Annotated in this window: 7 protein-coding genes; 4 read left to right on the plus strand and 3 right to left on the minus strand. The window is 41.5% G+C overall.

Annotated features, from left to right (window positions below; all coding sequences use genetic code 11):
• Positions 1-102 precede the first annotated feature (102 nt).
• Both D1Z90_RS07095 and D1Z90_RS07100 read right to left on the minus strand, forming a co-directional pair.
• Positions 103-561, minus strand: a complete 459-nt coding sequence (locus D1Z90_RS07095; RefSeq protein ID WP_119910059.1) for an EVE domain-containing protein — start codon at positions 559-561, stop codon at positions 103-105.
• A 156-nt stretch (positions 562-717) separates the two neighbouring features.
• Complete coding sequence (locus D1Z90_RS07100) at positions 718-876, minus strand: hypothetical protein (RefSeq protein WP_119910060.1); 159 nt, start codon at positions 874-876, stop codon at positions 718-720.
• A gap of 696 nt (positions 877-1,572) precedes the next feature.
• Between D1Z90_RS07100 and D1Z90_RS07105 the strand changes: the two genes are divergently transcribed.
• The 4 genes from D1Z90_RS07105 (at position 1,573) to D1Z90_RS07120 (ending at position 3,455) form a co-directional block, all read left to right on the plus strand.
• Positions 1,573-1,797 carry a hypothetical protein gene (locus D1Z90_RS07105; RefSeq protein WP_119910061.1) on the plus strand — a complete coding sequence of 75 codons (225 nt, stop codon included), beginning with the start codon at positions 1,573-1,575 and terminating at the stop codon, positions 1,795-1,797.
• A gap of 112 nt (positions 1,798-1,909) precedes the next feature.
• Positions 1,910-2,362 (plus strand): hypothetical protein, encoded by a 453-nt coding sequence (locus D1Z90_RS07110; RefSeq protein WP_119910062.1) that lies wholly within the window; start codon positions 1,910-1,912, stop codon positions 2,360-2,362.
• Between the two features lie 113 nt (positions 2,363-2,475).
• Positions 2,476-2,835, plus strand: a complete 360-nt coding sequence (locus tag D1Z90_RS21935) for a MerR family transcriptional regulator (protein ID WP_119910063.1) — start codon at positions 2,476-2,478, stop codon at positions 2,833-2,835.
• A gap of 44 nt (positions 2,836-2,879) precedes the next feature.
• Positions 2,880-3,455, plus strand: a complete 576-nt coding sequence (locus D1Z90_RS07120; protein WP_119910064.1) for an NAD(P)H-dependent oxidoreductase — start codon at positions 2,880-2,882, stop codon at positions 3,453-3,455.
• 171 nt (positions 3,456-3,626) lie between these two features.
• On the opposite strand, the gene D1Z90_RS07125 is transcribed toward D1Z90_RS07120, so the two are convergent.
• Positions 3,627-3,833, minus strand: a complete 207-nt coding sequence (locus tag D1Z90_RS07125) for a hypothetical protein (RefSeq protein ID WP_119910065.1) — start codon at positions 3,831-3,833, stop codon at positions 3,627-3,629.
• Positions 3,834-4,101: the final 268 nt, after the last annotated feature.

The raw sequence follows: 4,101 nt of genomic DNA on the forward strand, positions 1-4,101 counted from the left end.
TTTAGTTTTGTACAACAGCTACAACCCAGTGACGTTTTTATCAATCGAGAGCCAGATAAAGGCCTTAAAGTGCTCTTGTACCGCCACGGCTAAGATAAAAGGTTAACGGCCCAAGTGTTCGATTAATTGCCACTCTTGGGCTGTCACAGGTTGAACAGACAAGCGGCCTTGTTTTACCAATACCATTTGTTGCAGTTCAGGGTGTGCTTTGATGGATTTTAAGCTCACCACTTGATTAAATTGACTCACAAATCGTATGTCGACACAAAACCACCGGGGACTTTCTAAGGTCGCTTTGCCGTCATAATACTTACTCTCTTGGTTAAACTGCGCGGGATCGGCATAAGCAGCTCTGACGACCTCAGCAATACCTACTACCCCCACATTTTTACACTGGCTGTGGTACATTAGCACTCGGTCACCTTCGGCTACTTTATCGCGTAAGAAATTACGCGCTTGGTAGTTACGAATACCATCCCACATGTCAGTTTGCTGCGGTGCGTTCGCTAAATCTTGTAAACTATATTCATCGGGCTCAGTTTTAAATAACCAGTATTGCATTGGCATCCCTTCGTTAGCCTTTGCCCCTTGCCTTGGAGCGAAAGTAGATAAAAATACGGTATGTTATCGACTTGATTAAAGAGTGCAAGGCGGGTCGTAGAGAGAGCAAACAAAAAAGGCAGCCGAGGCTGCCTAATAGGTTAAATGAGCAATGAATTATGCTTTCTTTAAATCTCTAGCAGGGTAAGTCAAAGTGCAGTTATTTTCTTCAGATTTCACATGCACGTAATAACCACCGCTGCTTAAACCAGTTACTACCATTGCGCCTAAATCGATGCCTTTGGTTGCAACTACTTTATCTTCGATTGAAAACATTTCAGTACCTTTAGTTATAAACAATAGAGTCGGACTAATGACGGGGCAGATTTAAACAAAGTCACGCTAAAACACCTAATCAGGTTTTTAATCGTTAAGATTAGCAATGAAGCATGTCAAATAGTTTTGGCGCCCTGGGTTTGCATTGCAAGTATTGCAGTTGAGCGCATCACATGAATCAACGTTTGAATTGGCCACACTCTTATTTGGGACTGATTGCACAATCCGGCTGCCTCGCACCCACTGAGCAAAGTCGCCGTGACAGAGCTAGCACCGAGTAATTGTCTTGTGGCTGTCATTATTTTTCATGGGGGGGAAGCCTCTTCCAAAGTGGGGAAGTATATGATTTTGGTGGTAATATAATCTACAGTGAATAATGCACCTAACAAGGTAAACACGGGCAAATGACAAACAGGCTCTTTTTATGCAAACACAAGAAAACGACTCATTTCGCCGTGCTGGTGTTAGGAAGGCTGTGGTATTGAAGGTTTTTAGAATATTTAACCTGTTGTTTAATGGCGTTGTTTAAATGCAAACTCAATCAATGGTTGCAATGACACTGTTGTTCAAGCCTACCTGCTTTTTACTGCCAGAGTTTGTATTTTGGCGGATTGCATTTTTGCGACAGTTGGCTTGTGCTAATGGCCGCTTTTAGTCATGGCGATTAACATTTGGGCTCTATTTATTGGATAACGTATGAAGTTTTTCTTGTTTATTGCGAGTTGTTTATTCTTTTTTCTAGCGTGGGGCGAATTAGCTAAGGAGCTAACCGGTTTTATTGGATGGTTCTTAATTGGAATGGGGGCTTTATCTCTAATAGGGGCCCTCTCGCTTAGTCTCGGTTCTAATATTGGCGTGAATGGCACTGATGGGGGAGATTCAGGTTGGGGCGACTCAGGAGGAGATTGTGGTGGTGACTAAGCGATTACACAATGTTTACAAGTTGGACTTGTCACACAACTTGAACAGTCATACTTGTTCTCACATTAGCGCAAGCAGTTACTCGTCACTTAAGGCTTTGCTATAGGCTTCCATGATACGTTTTTTGTTTATATTGTCAGCGGCATTATTGGTGGGGTGTGATTCACACAATGGTATTGTCCGTACGGCTAAAGTAGATAGAATTATAGATTACAGATGCATAGAAGAGTCACTGCGGTCAATTCAGGCTGTTTCCAATATTGAATACGCTTTTATGAGTGGAAATCAAGATATGACTGAAGAAATGAAGCATGTCTTTGCGCAACATCGTTACCATTACACCATCGGCGATATAAATAGCTTTGTGTCAGTTTTAACAAATAATAGTGGTTCGGAAGTTATTTTGTTTACCACGAGAAATATGTGGCCTCCGTCACAAGAAACGGTCAATACAATTAGGCCAGTCATGGACAATATTCAGGTCGCCATATCTGAATGTTGTGGTGTAGAAAACTTTACCACCCTGGTTGTTGAGAAGTGCATAGAAGTCCAATGTAACAAGTAGTTGGGTAATCCGTCCTAAAATAATCGCACTGAATACGAAGGTAATCTAACGCGAAATTGCCGCACGGTGCTTTAGGTATTGAGTTGTAAGAGCCGTCAGTTTGAGAGATTAGTGTGTATATCAAAGAAGCATCGGAGTTGTCAGGCGCAACTCAAAGAGCCATTAGGCTATATGAGTCGTTAGGTTTGCTGAGCGTTCTACGCTCGGGGAAATATAGGGTCTATTCAGAAAAAAACATCAACTTGATAAAAATAATCAAAGAAGCGCAAACCCTTGGAATTAAACTTTCTGAAATAGTGAGTTTAAAAGGTGGCAGCGAAGACTTTGATTGGACTGTCGTCAGCGATTTCTTGATTGAAAAGCAACTGGATGTTGAGCGTCAGATCCGACAGCTCGAAATACAGCGAGACAAAATACAGCAATATCGGCAATCGATTAATAGGTGCGTGAAAGGGGTTGACTCTGACCTATAGGTCAGACCTTAAACTATACTTTTCTTCCACCTGGATCTTGTCTTATGAAAAAAGTATTGGTTATAAATGCAAACCCAAAGAGTCAAAGTTTCTGTAAATCGCTAGCGGACAGCTACACACTCGAAGCTGCTTTGACACATGAAGTCAAACAGCTTGATGTGAGTGACATGAAATTCGACATAAGCTTAGACTGCGGGTATGAGCGCGCCGCCTCGTTAGAGCCGGACCTGCAGTATTTTCAAGAGCTAGTTTTGTGGGCTGAGCATATCGTAATAATAACCCCAGTTTGGTGGGGAACCCTACCGGCTAAATTTAAAGGGCTAATTGATAGAACCTTTTTACCAAACTTTGCTTTTAAATACGTAGCGGGTAAAGCGTTTCCTGAGAAGTTGCTTTTGGGGCGTCATTCAGAGCTTTATATTACCTTGGACACACCACCATTTTGGTATAAATACCTCAAAGGCAATGCCATTTACAAACAACTAAAAACATCAATCCTCGATTTTTCAGGTATCAAAAATCGCTCTACTACCTATTTTGGGCCAGTTGTAGGCTCAAGTTTCAAGACAAGACAGAACTGGCTTAGCAGGGTGTCTAAGCGAGCGGGGCAGATTCGATAAATCACTAGAGTACACCTGAGCGGTTCTTTAAATTGACTCATAACCTTCAATATTTGTCTGGGCCCTCATAATTTAAGTACCGCAGTTCGGTATATCTCACTAATACTCTCCCAAATTCCCTAAATTATTTCCGCCGGATTGTTATATAGTCCGGCCAGCTTCACAGGCTCTTTACTGACCTTGTTGTCGACAATGCAAAGCATGTTTTAAAGGTGTTGGCCTAACATTGATATTACCCTTGGCAATAAAGTCAATACACCACAGCGATACTTCTGCGAACAGACTGATGAGTAAGAGAGTCTCTAAGCGCTTATTCAGATACTTTGCACTGGGTTTGTAGCCTATTGGAATTATGTCGTTAACCTTCATTGGTGACATCAATGGCTCCATCTAATGGGGAGCGTTTCTGTATAATTAATAGCGAAAGATGTTTTGTGGTAATTCGCTAGCGTGAGGCGGTATTACACACATTTAATTTTTTAAAGGATAGATAATGTTTAACAAATGGATTATTGGTCTTTTAGCTACATTGATAGCTAATGTAATGATTATTATTGCTAAGTTAAGGGCAGGGCAAGATCGTGAACGTTTTTTGAGCAGTCTATACAGTTCAATTTGACGCCCAGGCACTATCGTGATCTTATAC

Source organism: Motilimonas pumila (assembly GCF_003596335.1).
In the GTDB taxonomy this organism is placed as follows: Bacteria; Pseudomonadota; Gammaproteobacteria; order Enterobacterales; family CBDFNC01; genus Motilimonas; species Motilimonas pumila.